Here is a 23,561-nt window from a genome sequence, read left to right on the forward strand (position 1 = left end):
AGCGAGCCTCTCTCAATGGTGAAGTCCCTTTTCGTCCGGCTCATCGGTCGAGGTGGCGATCACACTGACCGGCTTGCCTTTGGCCTTGCGCCAGAAGTAGATCGCGTAGCCCGACAGACCATAGGCACAGAAAATGGCAAACAGGCCAAGTGGTGGGTTCTGGCTGATCAGGACGATAGCCAAGGCGATCGCGACCAGCACGACGAACGGCACGGTGCGGCGGCTGCCGACCACCTTGAAGCTATAGAACGGCGCATTGGTGACCATTGAAAGCCCTGCAAACAAGGTCACGCCGAACGCGGTCCAGACAATCCAGGGAGTGCCCGTGACTTGCTTGAAGCCGGAGTCATCGAAGGCCCAGATCATGCCAATCACGATGGCAGCTGCAGCTGGGCTGGGCAGCCCCTGGAAGAAGCGCTTGTCCACAACGCCTATATTGACGTTGAACCGCGCCAGACGCAAAGCCGCGCCCGAGATATAAACAAACGCAGGAATCCAGCCCAGCTTGCCCATGTCCTTCAAGGCCCAGATATAGACAATCAGCGCTGGCGCGGCGCCAAAGCTCACCATGTCCGACAGGCTGTCCATCTGCTCGCCAAATGCGCTTTGGGCGTTCGTCATGCGCGCAACCCGACCATCCAGGCTATCGAGCACTGCCGCACAGAAGATGGCAATGCAGGCCAACTCGAAGCGGCCATTCATCGACATCACGATGGCATAAAAGCCAGAAAAAAGTGCCGCCAGTGTGATGGCATTGGGCAGCACGTAGATGCCTTTGCGCCGCGGGCGCACGGGCGCCGGCGAGGTGTTCTCGCCCTCCTCCGAAGGCTCAACCTGGCGGTTCTTGTTCGATTCGATCATGGGGCAGGAGGATACAACAGGGTGCCAGCAAAAAAGCCGCGGGCCAGGAGGCGCCGCGGCTTTGATGTGTTCGCCTCAGCCGTGCCGCAAGGATGCGGCACGCACTTCATGAGGCGTGGCCGAGTACACAGGCACTCGGCTCGATCCTCGCTCAGTTCTTCGACTGGTCGACCAGACGGTTCTTCTTGATCCAGGGCATCATCGCGCGCAGCTTCTCGCCGACCTGCTCGATCTGATGCTCCGAGGTCAAACGACGACGCGACAGCAGGGTCGGAGCTCCGGCCTTGTTCTCCAGGATGAAGCTCTTGGCATATTCGCCGGTCTGGATGTCCTTCAGGCACTGCCGCATGGCCTTCTTGGTCTCCTCGGTCACGACGCGCGGGCCGGTGACGTACTCGCCATACTCGGCGTTGTTGGAGATCGAGTAGTTCATGTTGGCGATACCGCCTTCATAGATCAGGTCGACGATCAGCTTAAGTTCGTGCAGGCACTCGAAGTAGGCCATCTCGGGTGCGTAGCCGGCCTCCACCAGAGTCTCGAAGCCTGCCTTGATCAGTTCGACGGCACCGCCACACAGCACGGCCTGCTCACCGAACAAGTCGGTCTCGGTCTCTTCGCGGAAGTTGGTCTCGATGATGCCAGCCTTGCCGCCGCCGTTGGCAGAGGCGTAGCTCAGGGCCAGATCACGCGCCTTGCCACTCTTGTCCGCGTAGACCGCGATCAGGTGCGGCACGCCGCCGCCCTGGGTGTAGGTGCCACGCACGGTGTGGCCGGGGGCCTTGGGAGCAACCATCCACACATCAAGGTCGGCACGCGGCGTCACCTGGCCGTAGTGCACATTGAAGCCGTGCGCGAAGGCCAGCGACGCGCCTTGTTTGATATTGGGCTCGACTTCCTTCTTGTAGACGTCGGCGATCTGCTCATCGGGCAGCAGGATCATGACCACATCGGCTGCCTTCACTGCGTCAGCGATCTCGGCCACTTTGAGGCCGGCGTTCTCGGCCTTGGACCAGGACGCACCACCACGGCGCAGACCCACGGTGACCTTGACGCCGCTGTCGTTCAGGTTTTGCGCATGGGCGTGGCCTTGTGAGCCGTAGCCGATGATGGTGACGTTCTTGCCCTTGATCAGGCTCAGGTCAGCGTCCTTGTCGTAGAAAACGTTCATTTCGGTCTCCAGGGAAAAATCAGTACAGGAAAATGTGCGGGCCCAGGGTCTTGATGAACTTGTCACCGGGCCGCCCCAAGACAAGCTCATTGCCCCTCGCGGGGCGGCGCAAGAGCCGCTGCGGCCTTGCGCCTGGGGCCAATCAAACGCGCAGGATGCGCTCGCCGCGGCCGATGCCACTGGCGCCGGTGCGCACCGTCTCCAGAATGGCGCTGCGGTCGAGTGCATCGATGAAGGCGTCGAGCTTGGACGCATCGCCCGTCAGCTCGATCGTGTAGGTCTTCTCAGTCACATCGATGATGCGGCCGCGGAAGATGTCGGTGGTGCGCTTCATCTCTTCGCGCTCCTTGCCGACAGCACGCACCTTGATCAGCATGAGTTCGCGCTCGGTGTAGTTACCCTCGGTCAGGTCCACGACCTTAACGACCTCGATCAGGCGGTTCAGATGCTTGGTGATCTGTTCGATCACTTCGTCCGAACCCGTCGTCACGATGGTCATGCGCGACAGCGAAGCGTCCTCGGTCGGCGCGACGGTGAGACTCTCGATGTTGTAGCCTCGGGCAGAGAACAAAGCGACCACGCGCGACAGCGCGCCAGGCTCGTTCTCGATCAGCAGTGCAATGATGTGTTTCATGGCTCTCGTCCTGCGCGCTCTTCAGGCTGGCGGCGGTAACCGACGGCCCTTGGCCACGCTGTTCGATCGTTAGTGGAATGCGGGGAGTCCGCTGCAGATTTCGTTCGTCATGCCCGGCCGGCGACGCGGTAACGCCGCCGCCCTGGCGCGACTTCAAAACGCTTACAGGTCTTCGGAGCCCAGCAGCATTTCCGAGATTCCCTTGCCCGCCTTGACCATCGGCCAGACGTTCTCGGCAGGATCAGTGCGCACGTCGAGGAACACCGTGCGATCCTTCAGGCGCATCGCCTCACGCAACGCGCCCTCTACATCGCTGGGCTTCTCCACGAGCAGCCCGACATGGCCATAGGCCTCGGCAAGCTTGACGAAGTCCGGAAGGGCGTCCATGTAGCTATGCGAGTAGCGCTTACCGTAGTCCAACTCCTGCCACTGCCGCACCATCCCGAGGTAGCGGTTATTCAGCGAGACGACCTTCACCGGCGTGTTGTACTGCTTGCAGGTCGAGAGCTCCTGAATGCACATCTGGATCGAGCCCTCGCCGGTGATGCAGAACACATCTGATTCAGGCTTGGCCAGCTTGATGCCCATGGCGTAAGGAAGCCCCACTCCCATCGTGCCCAGACCACCGGAGTTGATCCAGCGCCGTGGCTCGTCGAAGCGGTAGAACTGCGCTGCCCACATCTGGTGCTGCCCGACATCGGAGGTGATGTAGGTATCCCGATCACGCGTCAGGTTCCACAAGGTCTCAACAACCATCTGTGGCTTGATCACATCACTGTTGCGGTCGTAGGCAAGGCAGTCGCGACGGCGCCACTCGTTAATCTGGCTCCACCAGGCATTGATCGCCGCCGCATCAGGTCGCGCCTGCGCTTCCTTGATCTGAACGATCAGTTCCTGAAGCACTTCCTTGACATCACCGACGATGGGAATATCCACGCGAACGCGCTTCGAAATCGACGAAGGGTCGATATCCACGTGAATGATCTTGCGCTCGACTTGGGCGAAATGCTTGGGGTTGCCGATCACGCGATCATCGAATCGAGCCCCGACCGCCAGCAGCACGTCGCAGTTCTGCATGGTCATGTTCGCTTCGTAAGTGCCGTGCATGCCGAGCATGCCCAGGAAGCGCGGGTCCGTGCCCGGCATCACGCCCAGGCCCATCAGCGTGTTGGTACAGGGATAGCCCAGCAGATCGACCAATTGGCGCAGCTCTGCAGTAGCTTCACCCAGCACAACGCCGCCGCCCGTGTAGATGTAAGGCCGCTTGGCCTGCATCAACAGCTGCACCGCCTTGCGGATCTGGCCGGAGTGCCCCTTGCGCACCGGGTTGTAGGAGCGCATTTCCACGTGCGTGGGGTAGTTGAAATGCGCCTTGTTGAGCGACACATCCTTCGGGATGTCCACAACCACGGGGCCGGGGCGGCCGGTACGGGCGATGTGGAAAGCCTTTTTCATCGTCACGGCCAAGTCACGCACATCCTTGACCAGGAAATTGTGCTTGACGATGGGACGCGTGATGCCGACGGTGTCGCACTCCTGGAACGCATCCAGACCGATGGCTGGCGTGGGGACCTGCCCGGTGATGATCACCATCGGGATCGAATCCATGTAGGCGGTCGCAATGCCGGTCACGGCATTCGTAACACCTGGACCCGAGGTGACTAGAGCGACGCCAACGTCCCCGGTCGCCCGAGCATAACCGTCGGCTGCGTGAACGGCAGCTTGCTCATGACGCACCAGAACGTGCTGGATCGACTCCTGCTTGTACAACGCGTCGTAGATGTACAGAACGGACCCACCGGGGTAACCCCAGAGGTACTTGACATCTTCAGCCTGCAGGCAGCGGACAAGGATCTCGGAGCCATTGAGCTCCGATGAGGAGGAAGTGGGGGAATTGATTTGCGGTTGTGCCGAAGCGGCACGCTTGACTTCCGCGGCAGACATATCCATATCGAACCTTTGCGATTTTCTCTGACGAAAAACCATCGGTGCCCCTCCTCGCACCCTTGTGGGGTGGACTCGGAACCTGCGCGGTCAAAAACGAGGCGTCCCGGTTGGACGGCCAGCTTGAGACCCAAACTCTTGTGCGAAGCAGCATTATGCACGCAGACTCGCCGAATTGGCAGTACGACGCCGTGATTCGGGTCAAGGGTGCAATAATTCGCGCCTCCACGCCAGCTCAGGGCTCGCCCGCCAGACCTTTGGCCACCGACAAAGAACTCAACGACTTTCTTCGCAGCGTCGAGAAGCGCGCCTTCAAGCGCAGCCTCTATCTGGTCCGAGATGACGAGGCCGCCCTGGACATCGTTCAGGATGCGATGATGCGCTTGGCTGAAAAGTACTTCGACCGGCCGGCAGCGGAACTGCCCCTGCTCTTCCAGCGCATTCTGTCCAACGCAACAATGGACTGGTTTCGGCGCCAGAAGGTGCGTCGCGGCCTGTTCCAGAACATGTCGGACTTCGACTCAGACGATTCGGCCGACGACTTTGACCTGCTGGAGGCACTGGAAACAGGCGATGGCGCTATGGGCTCCTTGAGCGCTGCCGACGAGGTCTCGCGGGCCCAAATCTTGCGTGCTATTGACCGCGAAGTGGCAGAGTTGCCAGCGCGTCAACGCGAGGCCTTCCTGCTGCGTTACTGGGAAGAGATGGATATCGCCGAGACGGCTGCCGTCATGGGATGCTCGGAGGGCAGCGTGAAGACGCACTGCTCGAGGGCAGTTCATGCACTGGCAAAGGTACTGAAGGCCAAGGGGATCACACTATGAACAAGCCGCTGCACACTGCCCGGGAACTGGACACACGCATGTCCCGCTTCGGCCTGCGCTTGACTGCAGGCTTGAGCGAACAGTGCGAGCAACTACCGCCCGACATCGGCGAGCGCCTTCGCGTAGCGCGCGAGCAGGCACTGATGAAGGCTCGAAGTGCGCGCGCAGCACAGCCTCAAGAGGCTCGTCAGACCGTGCTTCTGGCCGACGGCACACTCAGCGTGCAGGGGGCAAAAGGTCCTGGCGGGCGCTGGCTCAAGTGGGCATCAATTGGGCCACTGCTGCTGCTGGTGTTCGGCCTGCTGTTGATTCAGCACAGCCAGTGGTACCAGCAAATCGTTGCAGGTGCCGATCTCGATGCTGCGCTGCTGACCGGAAAGCTGCCGCCCGCGGCCTATGGCGATCCAGGCTTTTCGGAATACCTCAGCACTGAGGACGAAACAGCGGACACCAAACAAGACGAATAGACTGGCACAATGACGCGAAGTGCGGCCACTCCCCCCTCCTTCTGGCAACGGCGACAGCCGCTGGCCTCCCTGGTTCCGTTGGCTGCCAGCATCTTGCTGAGCAGCACCGCATCGATCGCCCTGGCACAGGCCGTCGCGACGGTGCCTGCGCGTCCGACGCTAACAGCGCCTGCATCGCTGATCAACCCGGACTGGAACTCGCTGAGCACTGAGCAGAAACGTCTGCTCGAGCCCCTTGCGGCTGAGTGGAGCAGCTTGGAGCCAGCGAATCGGGTGCGCTGGATCGAGTTGACGGCTCGGCACCACAGCATGCCAAGCGAGGAACAACGCCTGCTGGAGGAACGCATTGCCAGTTGGGCACGACTTTCGCCGATTGAACGGCAGCAGGCACGTCAGAGCTTCAAGCAGGTGCTCCAGGCGAAGCCGCAGGATCTTGAGGCAAAGTGGGAGGCCTACCAGGCCCTGCCTCCCGAGCAACGAGAAGCCCTTGCCGGCAAAGCGGCGCAAAAGCGCCAACCCACCACGACAAGCGCAGCTGGCGTAGCGCCGACAAGCGCAGCAGTGGTGAGCCCGCCCGAACGCAAGCCTGGCGCGGCCTTGATTCCGATGCCGCTCCCGACCACAAGCCGCCAGCCGCAGGGCACCGCGCTCCTGCAAGCCAAACCTGGGGTGACGACCGTGCTGATTACGCAGCGCCCGGCGCCGGCGGCAAGCAAAATCCGCCGCCAGTTCTTCGACGCCAAGCAATTGGACAACAAGACCCTCCTGCCCAAAGTCCCCGTCGCCCCGGTCGGCGGACAGTCCTGATCTGATGAACGAGACCTACGGGCCCGAGCGCCCCGCCCCAGCCGGTATTGCGCGCCGCATGGCAGCCTTCTTCTACGAGGGTATGCTGCTGTTTGGGGTCGTTTTCACAGGCGGCTTCGTCTACTCGGCAGCCACTCAACAACGCCACGCCCTGCAAGGTCAGTTTGGCCTGCAGGTCTTCCTGTTTTGCTTGCTGGGCCTGTACTTCGCCTGGTTCTGGTCGCATGGCGGGCAGACCCTGGCCATGAAGGCCTGGCATCTTCGCGTGCTGGATGCGCAGGGGCGCCCGCTGCGCCCTTTGCGCGCCGTGATGCGCTACCTGCTGAGTTGGCTTTGGTTTCTGCCGGCATTGCTGAGCGTCTACACGCTCGGAGTCCACGGCACAGGACCCATCTTCGGCAGCCTGGCTGCCGGGGTGATCGCCTATGCAGGTCTGAGCTGGCTGCACCCAAGGCGACAGTTTCTGCATGATGCTGTGTGCGGCACCGAATTGGTGACACAGCTTCCACGCAAGAAGCCATGAGCGAGCCCAATCCACACAAAGGCCGCACGGGCATAGACCGCATTCTTCATGCCGCGGGATACTCTGTGGCCGGGCTTCGCGCAGCCTACAGTGGCGAGAGCGCATTTCGCCAGGAGTTCTGGCTTGCGATCATCGCCACACCTCTCGCATTCTATCTGGGCAGCAACTGGGTCGAAGTGGCCCTGCTGCTGGGCTCGCTAGCGATCGTGCTGATTGTCGAACTGCTGAACTCCGGCATCGAGGCCGCAATCGACCGTATTTCGTTCGAACGCCACGAATTGTCTAAGCGCGCCAAGGACCTTGGCAGCGCTGCGGTCATGCTGGCCTTGCTGCTATGCGGCGGCATCTGGACCGCCGCAGCCTGGCACCGCTTGTTCGCCTGAGCCACGCAGCACCCGGGCCAGAAGGGCTCAGACCGCCTCTTCGTCAGTCTCGCCGGTGCGGATACGCACCACCTGCTCGACAGCCGTCACGAAGATCTTGCCGTCGCCGATCTTGCCGGTCTTGGCCGCCTTCAGGATGGCGTCGATGCAGCGATCGACATCCTCATCCTTGACCACCACCTCGACCTTCACCTTGGGAAGGAAGTCGACCACGTATTCCGCACCTCGGTAGAGCTCGGTGTGACCCTTCTGGCGGCCGAAGCCCTTGACCTCGGTGACGGTCAGACCCGAGGCACCCACCTCGGCCAGGGCCTCGCGAACTTCATCCAGCTTGAACGGCTTGATGATGGCGGTGATTTGCTTCATCCAAAAACTCCATAGACAGGAACCTGCCGAGATTTAAGCACGGAACCCCGGCCGCTCAGTCGGGGATGCGATCGAGATCCGCCAACCAGACCGCCGACTCCGAATCGCTGGGCGCACGCCAGTCGCCACGCGGCGACAAGGAGCCGCCGCTACCGACCTTGGGACCATTGGGCACGCAGCTGCGTTTGAACTGGCTGCCCTTGAAAAAGCGCTGCACGAAGATGCGCAGCACGCGCTTGATCTCTGCCAGGCTGTATTCGTTGCGCACAACATGGGGCGCATCCGGCCAGCTGCCACGCTCGCGCGAGCCCCAGGCGTGACGTGCCAGGAAGGCGATCTTGGCCGGCGCGTAGCCGTGGCGCAGCGTGTAGAAGAGGTGGAAGTCCTGCAGCTCGTAAGGCCCGATCGCGGCCTCGGTGCTTTGCATGGGCTGCGCTGCCGTGGCCGGCACCAGTTCCGGGCTGATCTCGGTGTCGACGATGTCCCGCAGCACGCCGTGGTCGCCCTGCCCCAGCTGACGGGTCTCGGCCACCCAGCGCACCAGGTGCTTGATCAGCGTCTTGGGCACGCTGGCATTGACGTTGTAGTGCGACATGTGGTCGCCGACGCCATAGGTGCACCAGCCCAGCGCCAGTTCGCTCAAATCGCCAGTGCCCAGCACCAGCGCTGCGTGATGGTTGGCCATGCGGAACAGATGGCTGGTGCGCTCGCCCGCCTGCACGTTCTCGAAGGTGACGTCGTACTGCGGCTTGCCGTCGACATGCGGGTGAGCGATGTCCTTGAGCATCTGCTCGCAACTGGGCCGGATGTCGATCTCTCGGGCCTCGCAGCCCACAGCGGCCATCAGGCGCAGCGCCTGCTCGCGCGTGCGCGTGCTGGTCGCAAAACCTGGCATCGTGACGCCCAGAATTGCCGTGCGCGGCAAGCCCAGCTGATCCATTGCACGCGCAGCCACCAGCAGCGCATGGGTCGAGTCCAGCCCGCCCGAGATGCCGATCACCAGCCGCTTGATGCCGCTGGACTGCAGGCGCTGCACCAGCCCCTGCACCTGGATGCTGTAGACCTCCTGGCAACGCTCGTCGCGGCGACCATGATCGGCGGGCACATAGGGGAAGCGCTCGACATGACGCTGCAGCGCCAACGGCTGCTCGCGCGCGATCTCCAGTTTGAATGCCACCGAGCGAAAGCCACGCAGCAGTGCGGCGTGCCGGCGCACCGACTGCCCGAAGCTGGTTTGGCGCATGCGCTCGCGCGAGAGGCGCTCCAGATCGACATCGGCGCTGATCAGCTGCGCGCGGCGCTGGAAGCGCTGCGACTCCGCAAGCTGCTCGCCGTTCTCGCAGATCAGGGCCTGGCCATCCCAGGCCATGTCGGTCGTCGACTCGCCATGCCCCGCCGAAGCATAGGCGTAGGCCGCCAGGCAGCGCGCCGATTGCTGCGCCACCAGCTGCCGCCGGTAGCTGGCCTTGCCGATCACCACATTCGAAGCCGACAGATTGAGCAGAACCGTCGCCCCAGCCAAGGCGGCGTAGGACGACGGCGGGATCGGCGCCCACACGTCCTCGCAGATCTCGACGTGAAATCGAAGCAATGGCAAGTCTTCCGCCGAGAACAGCAGGCCGCTGCCGAAGGGCACGCGCTGGCCCAAGAGCTCGATCTCGTCCCCCAGAGCCTCGTCGGCGCTGTTGAACTGGCGCAGCTCGTAGAACTCGCCGTGGTTGGGCAGATAGGTCTTGGGCACCACACCCAACAGGCGGCCGCGCTGCAGCACCACGGCGCAGTTGAACAGGCGCTGCTCAAAGCGCAGCGGCAGGCCTACCACTGCCACGGTCGGCAGACGGCGCGAGGCCTGCACCACGCGAGCCAAAGCCGCCTCGCAGCCCTCCAGCAGCGCGCGCTGATGGAACAGGTCGTCGCAGCTGTAAGCCGACAGACCCAGTTCCGGGAACACCGCAAGTGCCGCACCTTGCGCTGCCGCCTGCAGCAGCAGTTCGATCGTCTGCTCGGCGTTGTAGGCCGGATCTGCAACGCGGCACAGCGGCACGCCGACGGCGATCCGAGCGAAATCGTGGGTGTAGAGATTGTCGAAGTGCATGGGCATGAATCCTGCCATCAAAGTGCAAGGGCTTGCGTGCCACCCTAAGATTTCGCATCCGTCATGAACTCAAGCACACCGCCCTCCACGCCCCCACCCGCCTTGACGTTGCGCGTCGACAGCGAACTCGCCGAGCTGCCGATGGCCGCCTGGAATGCCCTGCTGGCCCAAAGCGAGCAGCCGACGCCCTTCATGCGGCTGGAGTATCTGCTGGCCTTGCAGCAGTCCGGCAGCGCCAGTGCCGAGACCGGCTGGCAGGCGCAGTTCCTCAGCGCCTGGCAAGGGGACCAACTGGTCGGCGCCTGCCCGGTCTGGCTGAAAAGCCACTCCTATGGCGAGTATGTGTTCGACTGGGCCTGGGCCGATGCCTACCGCCGCCATGGCCTGGCCTACTACCCCAAGCTGCTGGTGGCCGTGCCCTTCACGCCGGTGGCCGGCAGCCGGCTGCTGGCGCGCGACGGCGCGGTGCGCGACACGCTGCTGCAAGGCCTGCTGACGCTGGCGCGCCGCCAGCAGCTCTCGTCCGCCCACCTGCTGTTCGGAACGGATGCAGACCATGAGCAGGCCGCGGCCCAGGGCTGGCTGGCACGCACGGGCGTGCAGTTCCATTGGAGCAACCGCGAGCCGCTGCCCTACGCCGACTTCGAGGACTACATGGCCTCGCTGCAGCGCGACAAGCGCAAGAAGATCCAGCAGGAACAACGCCGCGTGCGCGAGGCCGGCATCAGTTTCCAGGCGTTGCAGGGCGAAGCCATCACGCAAGAGGACTGGGACTTCTTCCACCGATGCTACATGCTGACTTACGCAGCACACCACAGCACGCCCTACTTGAGCCGGGACTTCTTCACCCGCATGAGCCGCACGATGAGCCGCCACTGGCTGCTGCTGCTCGCGCGCCGCGGCGAGGAACGCATCGCCGCTTCACTGCTGGCCCTGGACCCCGAGCGGCGCATCGCCTACGGCCGCTACTGGGGCGCGACCGAACCGGTCAGCTGCCTGCATTTCGATGCCTGCTACTACCAGCCGCTGGCCTGGTGCATTGCCAACGGGTATCAGTGCTTTGAAGGCGGCGCGCAGGGCGAGCACAAAATGGCCCGCGGCCTGCTACCGGTGGTGACGCACTCCTCGCACTGGCTCGCGCACCCGCAGTTCCGTGATGCCGTCGCTGATTTCCTCAGCGAAGAGGGCCAGGCCATCGGCCGCTATGTCGACGAACTGGAGCAACACCAGCCCTTCAAGACCGCGCCCACCGAATCGCCATGAAAAAAGCGCCCGTAGGCGCTTTTTCTCAAAGGTCAACGAAAAGCAGCAGGCGCCGACTCAGGCCTTCTTGCTCTTGTTGTAGCTCTCGATGCCCGAGACGATCTCGGCTTTGGCGGCCTCCGGACCTTCCCAGCCTTGCACCTTGACCCACTTGCCAGGCTCCAGATCCTTATAGTGCTCGAAGAAGTGCTGGATGGCGTTCAGGCGCATCTTGTTGACGTCTTCGGGCTTCTGCCAGTGGGTGTACATCGGCAGGATCTTGTCGATCGGCACGGCCAGCAGCTTGGCGTCACCGCCGGCTTCGTCGTCCATCTTCAGCACGCCGATGGCGCGGCAGGTCACGACGACGCCGGGCGTCAGCGGGAACGGGGTGACCACCAACACATCCACCGGATCGCCGTCGTCCGACAGCGTCATCGGGATGTAGCCGTAGTTGCACGGGTAGTGCATCGCGGTGGTCATGAAGCGATCCACGAACATCGCGCCGGTTTCCTTGTCGACCTCATACTTGATCGGGTCGGCGTTCATCGGGATTTCGATGATGACGTTGAACTGCTCGGGCGCCTTGGCGCCGGGGGTGACGTTGTGCAGGCTCATGGATCAATTCTCAAATGCAGGGGAAACCCCGATTCTACGGGCTCGGCTTGCCCCGCCCTGACGCTCACTGAGGGGGCAAGACCCGACCCCCAGGGGGCCGCAGATCGTGCTCGCGCCAAGCCCAGCCTCGTTTACCCGCATCCACTGGTAAACACCCAGCCCGCTCGATTGCTTCGGCCCATGGCCTTCACTTAGCATGAATTCAGCGAGCTGTTGAACCACGTGCAGGGCTGGCGGAGTGAGAGACAGGCGCGTCTTTCCATGACACAAACGACAGAGGAGACATGTTCATGTCGACGAGTGTGGCGCTGTACTTCGCGATGGCCTGTGGGCTTGCCGCGGTCTTATATGGATTCATCCAACGCTCCTGGATCCTCAGCCAGGACGCGGGCAATGCCCGCATGCAAGAGATCGCTGCGGCGATCCAGCAAGGCGCTGCCGCCTATCTGGCGCGGCAGTACAAGACGATTGCCATCGTCGGCGTGGTGCTGGCGATCCTGATTGCGGTCTTCCTCGACGTGACGAGTGCCGTCGGCTTTGTCATCGGCGCGGTGCTCTCCGGCGCCTGCGGCTTCATTGGCATGAACGTCTCGGTGCGCGCCAATGTGCGCACCGCGCAGGCCGCCACGCATGGCATCGGGCCCGCGCTCAACGTCGCGTTCAAGGGCGGCGCAATCACTGGCATGCTGGTGGTCGGCCTGGGCCTGCTGGGCGTGGGCCTGTTCTTCTGGTATCTCACCAAGGGCGAGCAGATCGATTCGGCCACGCTCAAGCCGCTGCTGGGCCTGGCCTTCGGCTCCTCGCTGATCTCGATCTTCGCGCGCCTGGGTGGCGGCATCTTCACCAAGGGCGCCGACGTCGGCGCTGACCTAGTGGGCAAGGTGGAAGCCGGCATCCCAGAGGATGATCCGCGCAACCCCGCCGTTATCGCTGACAACGTGGGCGACAACGTCGGTGATTGCGCCGGCATGGCGGCCGACCTGTTCGAAACCTATGCGGTGACCCTGATCGCCGCAATGGCACTGGGCGCCCTGATGGTGACCGGCGCACCGGCCACGGCCGTGATCTACCCGATGGTGCTGGCCGGCGTGTCCATCATCGCCTCCATCATCGGCTGCGGTTTCGTCAAGGCCAGCCCCGGTATGAAGAACGTGATGCCGGCGCTCTACAAGGGCCTGGTCGTTGCGGGAGTGCTGTCGCTGGTGGCCTTCTACTTCATCACCACCGCGATGTTCCCGCAGCCGGTCACGATGACCGGCGGCATGACGGCCAGCGCCATGCAACTGTTCGGCGCCTGTGTGGTTGGCCTGCTGCTGACCGCCGCGATGGTTTGGATCACCGAGTTCTACACCGGCACGCAATACAGCCCGGTGCAGCACATTGCGCAGGCCTCGACCACCGGCCACGGCACCAACATCATTGCCGGTCTGGGCGTCAGCATGAAGAGCACGGCCTACCCGGTGATCTTCATCTGCGTGGCCATCTACGCGGCCTACGCGCTGGCTGGCCTGTACGGCATCGCCGTCGCCGCGACCTCGATGCTGAGCATGGCCGGCATCGTTGTGGCACTTGATGCCTACGGCCCGATCACCGACAACGCCGGCGGCATCGCCGAAATGGCCGAACTGCCCAGCAGCGTGCGCGACGTGACAGATCCGCTGGACGCCGTCGGCAACACCACCAAGGCCGTCACCAAGGGCTATGCGATCGGCTCGGCCGGCCTGGCAGCGCTGGTGCTGTTCGCCGACTACACACATGCGCTGGAAGCACGCGGCATGTCGCTGAGCTTCGACCTGAGCGACCACAAGGTCATCGTCGGCCTCTTCATCGGCGGCCTGATCCCTTACCTGTTCGGTGCCATGGCGATGGAAGCCGTGGGCCGCGCCGCTGGCGCAGTGGTGGTGGAAGTGCGCCGCCAGTTTCAGGGCGGCGAGATCATGGCCGGCACCAAGAAGCCTGACTACAGCGCGGCCGTCGACATGCTGACCACCGCGGCGATCAAGGAAATGATCGTGCCCTCGCTGCTGCCGGTGGTGGCCCCCATCCTGGTGGGCATGCTGCTCGGCCCTGCAGCACTGGGAGGCCTCTTGATGGGCACCATCGTCACCGGCCTGTTCGTCGGTATCTCGATGTGCACCGGCGGTGGCGCCTGGGACAACGCCAAGAAGCTGATCGAGGAAGGCTTCAAGGACGCTGATGGCGTGCTGCACAAGAAGGGCAGCGAGGCGCACAAGGCCGCCGTGACCGGCGACACCGTGGGCGACCCCTACAAGGACACCGCCGGCCCGGCCGTAAACCCGCTGATCAAGATCATCAACATCGTCGCCTTGCTGATCGTGCCCTTGCTGCCCATGACCAGCAATGGCCACAAGGCCGCAGAGCCTGCCGCTGCGGTCATGCCCGCCAGCGCGGTGCCGGCGTCGGTGGCTAGCGCTGCTGAACCTTCGGCCTCCAAGCCCTGAGTCAGGATTGCCGCCCCTCAGGATTACCCTGAGACGCACAGAACAGCCCGCCTTGGCGGGCTGTTTTTCATTCCGGGCGGGCAAGTCCGAGACACAATGGAGGCACACGCAAGCTGCGGCCGGACTGAACCACAAGACAGGACCGAAGGGACATGATGCATCTGGCGATCACCCGCCATGAACTGGAGCGCAGGAAGGCCCAACTGGCCGACCTGCAGCGCTACCTCAGCAGCCAGGAGCAGGACTACCGGACCCTGCGTGCGCAGTTGCAGGCCTTTATCGACCGCTATGTGTCCCAACTCGGCGAGCTTTACCTCGAACATGATTCGCTCGAGTCGCAGCTGCACACGGCCATGGTGCTGCTCAGCGAAGCGCTGCGCCGTCACGGCATGGATGCACGCGAGCCGGTGCTGCCCAAGGCCACGGTCTTGCCCAGCCTGAAGCACCTTCCCGATGCTGCACCGCTGCCCGCACCGCCCCAAGGCGGCCTCGCAGAGGCAGCGCCGCCGACGCTGAAGCAGCTCTACCGCCGCGCCGCGATGCGCCTTCATCCGGACCTGGCACAGGGTGACCTGCAGCGCTGCGAGCGCGAGCAGCAGATGCGCACGGTCAACGAGTGTTACGCCGCCGGTGACCGATTGCGCCTGGAGTCCCTGCTGCTGGCTGCCGGCGAGGACCCTGTCAAGGTCAGCGGCAGTGACCGCTCAGCGCAGCTTGAGTGGCTCAAGCGCGCCGAGACTCTGGTGCAAGGGCGTCTGCGCGTCGTGCAAGCCCATCTGGCCGAACTCGAGGCGCATGCCATGCATCGCCTGTGGCTGGCCATCACACAGGCCGAAGCCAAAGGTCTGGACCCGCTTTCCGTCATGGCCAACCGCCTGCGCGCCCAGATCGCAGAGCGCCGGCAGGAGCTCTATATCGGACTGCGCCTGCAGCCCGAATCCGCCCTGGCGAGCGACTTTCTGCGCCGGCGCTGCGAGCGCATCGGCAGCGCCTGCTGAGCGCCGGCCGCCGCACGCGCGACGGCCAGGATCACCAGGGCAGGCCGACGTAGTTCTCGGCCATCACCGTCTGCGCCGCAGGCGAGCTGATCAGGTACTCCAGCTCAGAGCGATGCAGCTTGGCATCAATCGCGGGCTCGTTCTTGAAAGTGTGCATCAGGCTGGTGAACCACCAGGAAAAGCGCTCAGCCTTCCAGATGCGCGACAGGCAACGCGCCGAGTAGTGCTCGATGCCTGCCTGACTTTGCTCGCGGTAATGCTCGCCAAGCGCCTGCCAAAGGTAGTAGACGTCCGACGCCGCCAGGTTCAGGCCCTTGGCGCCGGTGGGCGGCACGATGTGCGCCGCGTCGCCGGCCAGGAACAGGCGGCCGAAGCGCATCGGCTCGGCCACGAAGCTGCGCAGCGGCGCAATGCTCTTCTCCAACGCCGGGCCGGTCACCAGGCCGGCGGCAGTTTCGCTGCCCAGGCGCTGCGCCAGTTCATCCCAGAAGCGTGCATCGCTCCAGTCCTCGACACGGTCGCTCAGCGGCACCTGAAGGTAGTAGCGGCTGCGCGTTTGCGAACGCATGCTGCACAACGTGAAGCCACGCTCATGCCGGCCGTAGATCAGTTCATGGGAGACCGGCGACGTGTCGCTGAGCAGGCCCAACCAGCCGAAGGGGTAGATCTTCTCGTAGGTCTGGATCACAGCCGCTGGCACGCTGGCGCGGCTTACGCCGTGATAGCCGTCGCAGCCGGCGATGAAGTCGCACCGGATCTCGATCTCCTTGCCGGCCATCTTGCAACGCGCAAAAGGCGCGTCGCTGTCAAAGCCGTGAAGCGAAACATCCTGCGCCTCATATAGCGTCGGCAGGCCGGCTGAGGCGCGGGCTTCCATAAGGTCGCGCGTCACGTCGGTCTGACCGTAGACCATGACGGACTTGCCCCCGGTCAGCGCCTGCAGATCGATGCGATGACGCTTCCCATCGAAGGCGAGCTCGAAGCCTCCGTGAAGCAGCCCTTTCGCATGCATGCGCGCACCGACGCCGGCTTCGTCCAGCAGGTCCACTGTGGTCTGCTCCAGCACACCAGCACGGATGCGCCCCAGCACGTAGCCCCCACTCTGCCGCTCGACGATGAGGTTCTCAATGCCGGCCTTGTGCAGCAACTGTCCCAGCAGCAGGCCCGACGGGCCGGCGCCGACGATCAACACCTGGGTACGCACTGTCTCCATCACCCACTCCTCTTGATGTTTGGCAATCGCGTCAGCGTAGGCGCCTCCCCCTTCCACGACAATGCACATTGCCAACCCAAAATTGCACATTTCGAACCCATGCGACGCACTGCACCTTTCCGCAGCCCTCCCGTCTATGAGCTTTACGGTGAGCAGGAAATGGACGCAACGCTAGATGGCCTGCACTGCGAGTCGATCGCCGACAGAAGCCGATTGCACAATTGGGAAATTCAGCCTCACCGGCATGCGACCTTGCTGCAACTGCTGCTGATCGACCGCGGCACGGCCGGCGTGAGGCTGGATTCAAATGAGCTGAACCTGCGCTCACCCGCCCTGGTGCTGGTGCCACCCCTGGTGGTCCACGGCTTCCGCTTCGCACCCGGCACAGCAGGTCTGGTACTGACGCTGGACCAGCCCCGCCTTGCGAGACTGCTGAGAGGCGCCCCGGGGCTGGCCGAACGACTGACTCTGCCCCTTGCCACTTCGCTCAAACGAGGTGCCGCCGATACCGCGTCGCTGCAGGAAGCCACCCGAGCACTGGCGCTGGAGTACGCAGCCACCGGCCCGTGGCGAGGCCTTGCGCTGGACAGTGCCATATCAAGGATGGTGCTGGCCGTGGCTCGGCTGCAGCACACCGGAGCATCTCCTGAGCGCTCGGGCGACAGCCGAAGCATGCAGCATCTGGCTCGCTACCGCGCACAGATTGAACGCCGGTATCGGGAGCAGCCGACCGTGGTCGCGCTGGCCCAGCCACTAGGCATCACGCCCACCCAGCTCAACCGCCTGTGCCAGCGTGAACTGGGCTGCTCGGCCTTGGGCCTGCTGCATCAACGACTCTTGCTGGAGGCCAAGCGGGAGCTCAGCTACACCGCGCTGCCGATCCGCCAGATCGCCGACGGCCTGGGCTTTTCTGCCCCTGCCTACTTCACGCGCTTCTTCCAGCGCCTGGCTGGCGCTTCACCCAGCCATTGGCGAGCGCAGTCGGGCCGCGCCCCTCAGGCCTGACATCCTGCGCCAAGACCGCCGAAGACCTCTGGCGTTCTGCTAGCCTGATCGCATGCTACCCCGCACCGTCACCGAACGTCATGGCGCCTGGCGTCTCATCCTGCTCGCACTGTTGCTGCTCATCAGCTACCTGGCGCTGAGCCCCGCCCCCCCGCGCGGTGTGGATACTGGCTGGGACAAGCTCAATCACCTGCTGGCCTTCGCCGCTCTTGCCTTGGCGGCCTGCTTCAGCACCCGCGCCTCGGTCATTCGGATCGGCGCTTCGGCGCTCGGTCTGCTGGCCTATGGCGGCTTGATCGAGCTGCTACAAAGCCAGTTGCCGCCGCGCCAGGGCGAATGGGCCGACCTGCTGGCCGACGCCCTGGGCATCGCCCTGGGGCTGGCGGCCGCGGCCTTGTTGCGTCGCCTGTCCAGGCCTGCTGCCTGACGTGCCGTGACCTTTGGCGACTCGACCCAAGCGCAGACATAATCGCCACCCGTTGTTTCTGCCCCAACAGGGAGGCCTCGCATGAAAGCCGTTTGGATGGACACCATCATCGCCGAGAGCGAGGACACCGTCGTGGTGGACGGCGATCACTACTTTCCGCAGAGCTCGCTCAAGCGTGAATACACCAGCTTCAGCAACCACCGCCGCATGTGCTCTGAAAAAGGTCAGGCCCACTACCTATCCTTGATGGTCAGGGGCGAGTTCAAACCGGACGCCGTCTGGTTCTATCCCGAGCCGCGTCCAGGCTCAGAGGCGCTTGCGGAGCGCGTCGCCTTTGCACGAGGAGTTCAAATTGTCGAATAGCTCTCTGAAACTGCTTGCGTTGGGTGTCGCGCTGCTACTTCCCACCGCGCTGTGGGCGGCGGAGGCCGCCAAGAAACCTATCGCCCTGGTCAGCGCCGTGGGCGACCAGCTGACCCTGGTGCGCCAGAAGGAAGGCATCGGCAGCAATATCGAGCCCTTCACCCGGCGCGAGCTGCAACTCAACGGCCAGAGCCTGAACTTCGCCATGCTGCGCGGCCTGGACAAGGCCCTGGAACTCGAAGAGCCTCAGACGCCGCGGGTGCTGCTGCGCTGGGAGGCGCCTGAAGAGACCCGCAAGGCGCTGGCCGAGAGCCAAGGCCGCGAACGCGACGATGCCGTGCTGCAGGCGCTGATCAGCCATCTGCGCAGCCTGCCCGAGCGCGGCCAATGGAGCCGCATCGAAGCGCTGCTGCCCAAGTTCTTCCGTCACCAGGCCCGCGGCATGGGCACCAAGCTGGCTGGCATCGGCATCTACACCCAGCCGCTGGAAAGTGGCCAGATCGACCTCAGTGGTGATGGCGTGGCCACGGCGATCGAAGGGCCTGCCGACGGCCACAACCGCACCATCAACCCGACCACTGGCGAGTACGGCCGTGCCAGCACCTATGTCGCGCCCTATGTGTATTTCGAGCGTGTCACGCTGGATGCGCAGACCCTGGCCGTGATCGGCCGCAAGAGCCAGTTCGACAACGTCAAGTACCACGACCCGATGGCGACAGCCAACGATGTCTTCAAGCACCTGCCGCTGAACGACTTGCTGGGGCGCCTGATGGATCTGGCAGAGCGCTCAGCCTATCAATCGGTGCGCGGCAAGGAAGGCAGCGTCGAGGTCAGCACGCCGCGCGAATTGCCAGCGAGCGCGCCAAAGCGCTGAGGCCCGCCGGCTCGCTCAGTCAGCGCTCACCAGGGAGGCCAGGCGCACCACGGTCACACCTGCGCGCGCCTGGCGCGTGGACGGCATCACCAGCACGCAATCGTCGAAAGGCGTGAGCACGGGCTCGCCATCGTTGTCACCGATCACGGTGCCGGCCTTGGCGATGCGCTCGAGCCCGGTGTAGGGGGCAACGAAGCTGAAGTGTTCACTGCGCGCAACCACGGCAGCGCGCACCTGCAGCGCCAGCGCCGGCATCGCCGCATCGTGCTGAAGCCAGCCTGGCAATGTCGCCTCCAACTCCACACGGTCCAGCAAATCAGCGGCCAGCAACAGACGGGCGCAGTAGTCCTGCGCGACCTCGCGGCTGGAGCGATCGAGGTGGTAGCCGCATTCCAGCAGCAGCGAGCGCGTCGGGCCGGCCGATTCATCGCTGCCAGAGAAGCGCCCGTAGTCACGCATGCGCACGCCGTCGGAGTGCCCGGCGTCGATCACGATCGCGGCACGACCGGCCAAACTGCGCGCCAGCGCCAGATTGCGCGGCTGCAAGCCAGTGAGCAGCAGCGGCGCCGAAGGCTCGTGCATCGAGTGCAGATCGAGCAGCCAATCCGCCTGCTCGACGAAAGGTCGCAGCTCGGCCGCGCGGCGGCGTTCCTGACTGCTGGGAGTCGCCAGCCGCTCGTCCGTCCACTGGCGATTCATGTCTTCGTCCACGAAGCGGGCCGCGTCGTGATTCGACGCGTCGAAGCGATCAAAGGCCTGCAGATTGCAGAACGCCAAGGTCAGGCGGCCGCGCTGCGGGCGCAGCCCCTGGCGCAACATCCCCAGCAAGGCCCAGGCGCCACAGAGCTCATTGCCATGCACCAGCGCCGCAATCATCAGGTGGCGACCAGCACGGCCGCTGTCGAACTGCCACACCCCTTCGGTACCGGTATTGCCGGTGCGCCAACTGCCCAGCTCAGGCTTCTCCAGAGTCTGCTGCATAGCGCTCACTCCGCTTCGATCTTGGCAAACTCGACAATCTTGGCGAAGCGTTCGACCTCGCTGCGCACGAACCTGCGGCCATCCAGATCCGGCGTCAACGTCAGGCCTGCAGCTTGCAGCTTGGCGATCACGTCAGGCTGTCGCAGCACCTCACGCAGCTCTTTTTGCAGCTGACCCAGGGCGGGCGCTGGCGTCTTGGCCGGCGCAAACAGACCAAACCAGACGCCCAGATCGACACCGCCAAATGTCTTGTCTTCGGCCAAAGCCGGAATCTGCGGCGCCGCAGCGGAGCGCTTGGCGCTGGTAACGCCGATGGCCTTCATCCGGCCTTCCTGGATATGCGGCAAGGCACTGGACAGTACGAACACCGCAAAGTCCACCTGGCCACCCAGAAGATCCGTCACCATCGGCGCCGCACCGCGGTAAGGGATGTGCAGCATGAAGAGCCGGCCTTCGCTCTTGATCAGCTCACCCGCTAGGTGCAGCGGCGTTCCGATGCCCGAACTGGCATAGGCCAGCTTGCCGGGCCGCGCAGCCACATGGCTGCGAAAGCTGGCGATGTCGCTCACCGGCACCCGCGGCGTGGTCACCAGCACCAGGGGCTGGCTCCCGATCATCCCGACCGGCGCCAGATCGGTCAGCGCGTTGTAGCGCGAGCGCTTGGAGATCAGTGCATTGATGCCCACCTCGCTGGGCGACCCCATCAGCAATGTATAGCCGTCCGGCTGCGCCGCCACGACGCGGTAGGCGCCCAATGTGCCGCCCGCGCCGGCCACGTTCTCGACCAGCACCTGCTGACCCAGGCGCTTGGAGAGCTCCGGCGCGACGGTACGCGCCACCAGGTCCACGCTGCCGCCGGCGGCATAGCCGACCACCAGCGTGATCGGGCGTTTCGGAAAGGCTTCAGCGCCGGTCTGTGCCTGCGCAGGCCCCGCGCCCAGAGTCAAGCCAAGCATGGCGGCCAAAAGGGCGCGGCGAAGTGAAAGCGGTGCAGACATGGTGAGCGGTCTCGCGGGGTTGCTGGAAATTGGCGCCATCTTCCCGGCCGGCACTGCGCCGGCACTTGCCGATCCAGCAACAGAGATTGCCTTGTCGGCAATGCTCCTCGCTCAGCGGCTGTGCGCCACCAAGGCGTCCCAGACCTGGGCCACCGCGACAGACGGCGGGCGCTTGCGGCGGAACAGCCGCGTCTCGAAGGGGATCTGCCAGGCCGGCTCGCCCCAGAGGGTCAGCAGACCGGTGCGAATGTCCGCGGCCACCATGGACAGCGGCAACCAAGCCAGACCCATGCCGCGCTGGGCGTACTCGCGCAAGGAATCCACCGAGTCGCAGCGCATGGCCAACTCCAGCGTCGGCACACCGGGCAAGTGGGCCAGGTGGTCATCGACAAGCCGACCCAGAGCCTGGCTCGGGTCATAGGCCAGCAGGCGCGGCAGGCCCTTGCCTTGGCCACGCATCACCGGCACCAGCCGATCATCCGCACCGCGCGCCTGGATGAAGCGCCGGCCGTCCAGGCGCAAAGCCAGTGCCGGGTGGTGATAGCTCAGCAGGATGTCGACCGCATCGCGCTCCAGCAACTCGCTGGCTTCGGCCATCAAGCGCGTCATCACCTGCACCTGGGGTGCATCACGGCGGCGCATCAGCGGCGCCAGCGCATCCGCGACGACACCGCGCGCCAAAGCACGGCCGGTGGCCAGACGCACCAAGGAATCATGCGCGCCCTGGGCGAGCTCCTGCCGCAGAAGCTCAAGTTCACGCGTTGTCGCGACCGCCTGCTCGCACAGGCGAAGCCCGGCCAACGTAAGGCGCACCGGCTGGCTGTCGCGTTCAAACAGCCGCGTGCCGGCCCAGGCCTCCAGTGCCTTGAGCCGCCGGCCGAACGCCGGCGCGGTGACATGGCGCCGGTCTGCGGCCGCCTTGAAGCTGCCCAGCTCCGCCACGGCCTGCAGATCGGCCAGCCACTTCAGCAGCACGGCAGCTCAGGGCGCAGCGACGACAGTGGCCGCGCAATCGCCGAAGCCGATGCGCCGGGCTCCCTTGGCGTGCGCAAAACCGCGCAGGATCACACTGTCGCCATCCTGCAAAAAGGTGCGCGCCTCGCCATTGGGCAACGTGATCGCCTGCTTGCCACCCTGGCTCAACTCCAGCAGCGAACCGCCCTCACCCGCCTCAGGGCCGCTCTGGGTGCCAGTGCCCAGCAGATCGCCAGGCTGCAGATTGCAGCCATTGCTGGCGTGGTGGGTGAGCATCTGCGCCAGCGTCCAATAGGCGTATTTGAAATTGGAGCGCATCAGGCGCACCGCCGGCTGGCCGGCGGTGCGCATCTGCGCGGTCTGCAGCCAGACTTCCAGCTCGATGCCGTAGTTGCCGCCGGCGCGATTGGCCGGCGAGTCGAGATAGGGCAGCGGCTGCGGATCGCCCTCGGGCCGCGTGAACGGCAGGCGGAAGGGCTCCAGCGCCTCCATCGTGACGATCCAGGGCGAGATCGTCGACGCGAAGTTCTTGGCCAGGAAAGGCCCAAGCGGCTGGTATTCCCAGGCCTGCAGATCGCGCGCCGACCAGTCGTTGAGCAGGCTGAGGCCGAACATGTGCTGCTCGGCCTCGGCCATGGGAATCGGCTCACCCAGCGCATTGCCGCCGGCAACGAAGAGGCCCAGCTCCAGCTCGTAGTCCAGGCGCTTGCAGGGGCCGAACACCGGCGCCTCGGCATCTGGCGCCTTCAACTGACCCAGGGGCCGGCGCACAGTGCCACCGGAAACGCCGATCGAGGAGCTGCGGCCGTGATAGCCGATCGGCACCCATTTGTAATTGGGCAGCAGCGGGTTGTCGGGGCGGAACAGCTTGCCCACCGTGGTGGCGTGGTGGATGCCTGTGTAGAAGTCGGTGTAGTCGGCAATGCGGCAAGGCACGGCCATCTCGGCCTCATTCTGAGGCAGCAAGCAGCCGCTCAGTTTGGCGTCCAGGCCCGAGTCGGCATGTAGCGCGTCGAACAGCGCCAGGCGCAGTGCGCGGCGCTTTTCTTGCGGCAGGGCCATGAAGCGATTCAGGTCGCCTTCGGCCAGCGGCTGCAGCAGCACCAGCGTGTCGCTGCTCCAGCAGCTGGCTTGCGCCGCGCGCTTCAGGTCCAGGATCTGGTCGCCGATGGCGACGCCGACACGCCAGTCCTGCTGGCTGCCGGCACGGCGAAACAGGCCGTAGGGCAGGTTCTGCAGTGGAAAGTCGGCGTCGGCTGCGTTGGCGCTGGGCACCCAGCTTTGCGCTTCGGGATCGTGGGTGTGGTCGGTCAAAGTCATCGTCGTCATCTCG

24 protein-coding genes are annotated in these 23,561 nt (G+C 64.5%); 12 read left to right on the plus strand and 12 right to left on the minus strand.

Features of this window, described 5'->3' with window-relative positions; translation table 11 throughout:
* Positions 1-12: 12 nt before the first annotated feature.
* The 4 genes from pssA to ACIQ67_RS00145 form a co-directional block, all read right to left on the minus strand.
* Positions 13-861 (minus strand): CDP-diacylglycerol--serine O-phosphatidyltransferase, encoded by an 849-nt coding sequence (gene pssA, locus ACIQ67_RS00130; RefSeq protein ID WP_397532308.1) that lies wholly within the window; start codon positions 859-861, stop codon positions 13-15.
* Positions 862-1,012: 151 nt separating this feature from the next.
* Positions 1,013-2,029, minus strand: a complete 1,017-nt coding sequence (gene ilvC, locus ACIQ67_RS00135; RefSeq protein ID WP_397532309.1) for a ketol-acid reductoisomerase — start codon at positions 2,027-2,029, stop codon at positions 1,013-1,015.
* A 142-nt stretch (positions 2,030-2,171) separates the two neighbouring features.
* Complete coding sequence (gene ilvN, locus ACIQ67_RS00140; RefSeq protein ID WP_397532310.1) at positions 2,172-2,663, minus strand: acetolactate synthase small subunit; 492 nt, start codon at positions 2,661-2,663, stop codon at positions 2,172-2,174.
* Positions 2,664-2,825: 162 nt separating this feature from the next.
* Entirely contained in the window at positions 2,826-4,613 is a 1,788-nt protein-coding gene (locus ACIQ67_RS00145; RefSeq protein ID WP_397532414.1) for an acetolactate synthase 3 catalytic subunit, read from the minus strand.
* Between the two features lie 251 nt (positions 4,614-4,864).
* Here ACIQ67_RS00145 and ACIQ67_RS00150 point away from each other — a divergent pair, with 251 nt between their 5' ends.
* From ACIQ67_RS00150 to ACIQ67_RS00170, 5 genes are read left to right on the plus strand one after another with little or no spacing between them, the layout of a single operon-like run.
* A complete protein-coding gene (locus ACIQ67_RS00150) occupies positions 4,865-5,431 on the plus strand; it encodes an RNA polymerase sigma factor (protein ID WP_397532415.1) in 567 nt (188 codons plus the stop codon).
* Positions 5,428-5,898, plus strand: a complete 471-nt coding sequence (locus ACIQ67_RS00155; protein WP_397532311.1) for a DUF3619 family protein — start codon at positions 5,428-5,430, stop codon at positions 5,896-5,898. The genes ACIQ67_RS00150 and ACIQ67_RS00155 overlap by 4 nt, the downstream gene beginning before the upstream one ends.
* 9 nt (positions 5,899-5,907) lie before the next feature.
* The gene (locus tag ACIQ67_RS00160; protein ID WP_397532312.1) at positions 5,908-6,705 is read left to right on the plus strand and encodes a DUF3106 domain-containing protein; all 798 of its coding nucleotides are present in this window, start codon (positions 5,908-5,910) and stop codon (positions 6,703-6,705) included.
* Between the two features lie 4 nt (positions 6,706-6,709).
* Positions 6,710-7,228 (plus strand): RDD family protein, encoded by a 519-nt coding sequence (locus ACIQ67_RS00165; protein WP_397532313.1) that lies wholly within the window; start codon positions 6,710-6,712, stop codon positions 7,226-7,228.
* Positions 7,225-7,611 carry a diacylglycerol kinase gene (locus tag ACIQ67_RS00170; RefSeq protein WP_397532314.1) on the plus strand — a complete coding sequence of 129 codons (387 nt, stop codon included), beginning with the start codon at positions 7,225-7,227 and terminating at the stop codon, positions 7,609-7,611. The genes ACIQ67_RS00165 and ACIQ67_RS00170 overlap by 4 nt, the downstream gene beginning before the upstream one ends.
* Positions 7,612-7,638: 27 nt before the next feature.
* Here ACIQ67_RS00170 and ACIQ67_RS00175 read toward each other — a convergent pair whose 3' ends face one another.
* The gene (locus ACIQ67_RS00175) at positions 7,639-7,977 is read right to left on the minus strand and encodes a P-II family nitrogen regulator (protein WP_397532315.1); all 339 of its coding nucleotides are present in this window, start codon (positions 7,975-7,977) and stop codon (positions 7,639-7,641) included.
* Positions 7,978-8,032: 55 nt separating this feature from the next.
* A complete protein-coding gene (locus tag ACIQ67_RS00180; protein WP_397532316.1) occupies positions 8,033-10,078 on the minus strand; it encodes an NAD(+) synthase in 2,046 nt (681 codons plus the stop codon).
* Positions 10,079-10,135: 57 nt separating this feature from the next.
* Between ACIQ67_RS00180 and ACIQ67_RS00185 the strand changes: the two genes are divergently transcribed.
* The gene (locus tag ACIQ67_RS00185; RefSeq protein ID WP_397532317.1) at positions 10,136-11,335 is read left to right on the plus strand and encodes a GNAT family N-acetyltransferase; all 1,200 of its coding nucleotides are present in this window, start codon (positions 10,136-10,138) and stop codon (positions 11,333-11,335) included.
* Between the two features lie 57 nt (positions 11,336-11,392).
* Here the strand turns inward: ACIQ67_RS00185 and ppa are convergent, their stop codons facing one another.
* The gene (gene ppa, locus ACIQ67_RS00190; RefSeq protein ID WP_397532318.1) at positions 11,393-11,932 is read right to left on the minus strand and encodes an inorganic diphosphatase; all 540 of its coding nucleotides are present in this window, start codon (positions 11,930-11,932) and stop codon (positions 11,393-11,395) included.
* 290 nt (positions 11,933-12,222) lie between these two features.
* On the opposite strand from ppa, the gene ACIQ67_RS00195 reads away from it, so the two are divergent.
* Together ACIQ67_RS00195 and ACIQ67_RS00200 are read left to right on the plus strand one after the other, a co-directional pair.
* Positions 12,223-14,394, plus strand: a complete 2,172-nt coding sequence (locus ACIQ67_RS00195; protein ID WP_397532319.1) for a sodium-translocating pyrophosphatase — start codon at positions 12,223-12,225, stop codon at positions 14,392-14,394.
* Positions 14,395-14,546: 152 nt separating this feature from the next.
* On the plus strand, positions 14,547-15,392 hold the full coding sequence (locus ACIQ67_RS00200; RefSeq protein WP_397532320.1) for a hypothetical protein: 846 nt from the start codon (positions 14,547-14,549) through the stop codon (positions 15,390-15,392).
* A gap of 31 nt (positions 15,393-15,423) precedes the next feature.
* Here the strand turns inward: ACIQ67_RS00200 and pobA are convergent, their stop codons facing one another.
* Positions 15,424-16,596, minus strand: a complete 1,173-nt coding sequence (pobA, locus tag ACIQ67_RS00205) for a 4-hydroxybenzoate 3-monooxygenase (protein ID WP_397532416.1) — start codon at positions 16,594-16,596, stop codon at positions 15,424-15,426.
* A gap of 168 nt (positions 16,597-16,764) precedes the next feature.
* On the opposite strand from pobA, the gene ACIQ67_RS00210 reads away from it, so the two are divergent.
* The 4 genes from ACIQ67_RS00210 (at position 16,765) to ACIQ67_RS00225 (ending at position 19,274) form a co-directional block, all read left to right on the plus strand.
* Positions 16,765-17,610 (plus strand): helix-turn-helix domain-containing protein, encoded by an 846-nt coding sequence (locus ACIQ67_RS00210; RefSeq protein ID WP_397532321.1) that lies wholly within the window; start codon positions 16,765-16,767, stop codon positions 17,608-17,610.
* Positions 17,611-17,662: 52 nt separating this feature from the next.
* Positions 17,663-18,037 (plus strand): VanZ family protein, encoded by a 375-nt coding sequence (locus ACIQ67_RS00215; RefSeq protein WP_397532322.1) that lies wholly within the window; start codon positions 17,663-17,665, stop codon positions 18,035-18,037.
* A gap of 81 nt (positions 18,038-18,118) precedes the next feature.
* Positions 18,119-18,400, plus strand: coding sequence for a DUF427 domain-containing protein (locus tag ACIQ67_RS00220; RefSeq protein ID WP_397532323.1), 282 nt, complete (start codon positions 18,119-18,121; stop codon positions 18,398-18,400).
* The gene (locus ACIQ67_RS00225) at positions 18,390-19,274 is read left to right on the plus strand and encodes a hypothetical protein (RefSeq protein WP_397532324.1); all 885 of its coding nucleotides are present in this window, start codon (positions 18,390-18,392) and stop codon (positions 19,272-19,274) included. The genes ACIQ67_RS00220 and ACIQ67_RS00225 overlap by 11 nt, the downstream gene beginning before the upstream one ends.
* A gap of 15 nt (positions 19,275-19,289) precedes the next feature.
* Here the strand turns inward: ACIQ67_RS00225 and ACIQ67_RS00230 are convergent, their stop codons facing one another.
* The 4 genes from ACIQ67_RS00230 to fahA all read right to left on the minus strand — a co-directional run bounded on the left by ACIQ67_RS00230 (position 19,290) and on the right by fahA (position 23,548).
* Positions 19,290-20,255, minus strand: coding sequence for a succinylglutamate desuccinylase/aspartoacylase family protein (locus ACIQ67_RS00230; RefSeq protein WP_397532325.1), 966 nt, complete (start codon positions 20,253-20,255; stop codon positions 19,290-19,292).
* A gap of 5 nt (positions 20,256-20,260) precedes the next feature.
* A complete protein-coding gene (locus ACIQ67_RS00235) occupies positions 20,261-21,211 on the minus strand; it encodes a Bug family tripartite tricarboxylate transporter substrate binding protein (RefSeq protein WP_397532326.1) in 951 nt (316 codons plus the stop codon).
* Between the two features lie 153 nt (positions 21,212-21,364).
* Positions 21,365-22,228: a LysR family transcriptional regulator gene (locus ACIQ67_RS00240; protein WP_397532327.1), complete on the minus strand. Its 864-nt coding sequence runs from the start codon at positions 22,226-22,228 to the stop codon at positions 21,365-21,367.
* A gap of 6 nt (positions 22,229-22,234) precedes the next feature.
* On the minus strand, positions 22,235-23,548 hold the full coding sequence (gene fahA / locus ACIQ67_RS00245; protein ID WP_397532328.1) for a fumarylacetoacetase: 1,314 nt from the start codon (positions 23,546-23,548) through the stop codon (positions 22,235-22,237).
* Positions 23,549-23,561 lie beyond the last annotated feature (13 nt).

The sequence above is a fragment of the Roseateles sp. genome (assembly GCF_044373315.1).
In the GTDB taxonomy this organism is placed as follows: domain Bacteria; phylum Pseudomonadota; class Gammaproteobacteria; order Burkholderiales; family Burkholderiaceae_C; genus JACDQM01.